Below are 1,330 nucleotides of genomic sequence, written 5' to 3'. Positions count from 1 at the left end.
CACAAGGCCGCTTGTGTCTTGATAGGGGATTAGAATCCGGAGTGAGAGCGGTGAATGACAAGCTGAATGCCGCAGGTGCCTTGAGCACGAGTAGGAGCACAAGCTGCCATTCACCGTTCCACTTTGGCGAGAGCCCGAACAGTTGGATGCGGCTCTGATCTCGAATCACAAGCGTGGGCCAAGCCAAAGCTCTCTCACTCCGTTGAGTCTAGGAGGTTTTGGCAATGGCTTCCTTCTTGGGTATCGATGTTTCCAGCATTTCGCTCGACGTACTGGTACGACCTCAGGGCATCAAGATCAATGTACGCAATGATGAAACAGGGTTTGAGGCGCTGGAGAGAGGTCTTCGGGGGCTCAATATCAAGCGTGTCCTGCTGGAAGCCACGGGCGGCTACGAACGTAATGTCATGCGTTTTCTGCAGGATGCTGGTTACAAGGTCATACGCGTCAATCCGAAGCGAGCCAGGTCTTTTGCCGACTCCATGGGCATCAAGGCCAAGACCGACGCGATAGACGCCGAGGTGCTGGCCCACTTTGCTGAAGTCATTCCAGACAAGCCCACGTTGCTGGTCAGTCCCGACAGGGCGCTGCTGCGAGAGCTTTTGCAGCAGCGTGATCGCTTGGTCCAACAGAGAGATGACGACAGACGGCGCGTGAAGCAAGCCCAATCTGTTGCTGTCATTGGCTTCCTGAATGCCAACCTTCAGCACTTCAAGGCACTAATCAAACGAGTTGAGCAGGCGATCGAGGAACAGGCCGCAGTGCTAGGCGACGAGCGCGTTGCCCGGTTGGTGACGGTCAAAGGTATTGGCATGGTCACGGCAAGTAAGTTGGTAGCGCTGCTGCCGGAGCTGGGGCGTGTGGAGTCCAGGGAGATAGCGTCGCTGGTCGGTGTGGCGCCTTTTAATCACGACAGCGGAAAGTCCGTGGGCAAGCGTTCGATCTCAGGTGGCAGATATGAAGTCAGACGAGCGCTTTACATGTCTTGCCTGGTGGCGATGAAGCGCAATCCAGCGCTCAAGGCGCGATATGAAACGCTGCGTGGACAGGGAAAGCTGGCCAAGGTGGCTATCGTCGCGTGCATGAGGGTGTTCATCGTACGCCTCAACGCGATGCTCAGAACGGGCACTGAGTGGCAGGATGTGGTTCTGCCGAGACCTCAGGGCAACGCTAAGCCTTGAAACCTCCGAAAGATCTAGGTGGGGGCTGACTTGCTCGCACAGCAAGCACCGTGCAGGGTGGCACGGGCTTCGCCCGTGTTCGCGGGGCAAGCCCGCTCCCACAGGGATCGAGCTAGCTTTAGCAGTTGAGCAAGACAGTTGCTCCTACA

General features: G+C 57.0%; 1 protein-coding gene. It reads left to right on the top strand.

Features of this window, described 5'->3' with window-relative positions:
* The first annotated feature begins 224 nt into the window (after positions 1–224).
* Positions 225–1,181 carry an IS110 family transposase gene (locus NMG10_RS25760; RefSeq protein ID WP_254465371.1) on the top strand — a complete coding sequence of 319 codons (957 nt, stop codon included), beginning with the start codon at positions 225–227 and terminating at the stop codon, positions 1,179–1,181.
* Positions 1,182–1,330: the final 149 nt, after the last annotated feature.

It is taken from the genome of Pseudomonas sp. DVZ6, assembly GCF_024259445.1.
In the GTDB taxonomy this organism is placed as follows: Bacteria; Pseudomonadota; Gammaproteobacteria; order Pseudomonadales; family Pseudomonadaceae; genus Aquipseudomonas; species Aquipseudomonas peradeniyensis.
This window is presented reverse-complemented; position numbering and strand designations above follow the sequence as displayed.

Coding starts and splice junctions, on each gene's coding strand:
- NMG10_RS25760 (WP_254465371.1), top strand. CDS start 225: ATGGCTTCCTTCTTGGGTATCGATGTTTCCAGCATTTCGCTCGACGTA.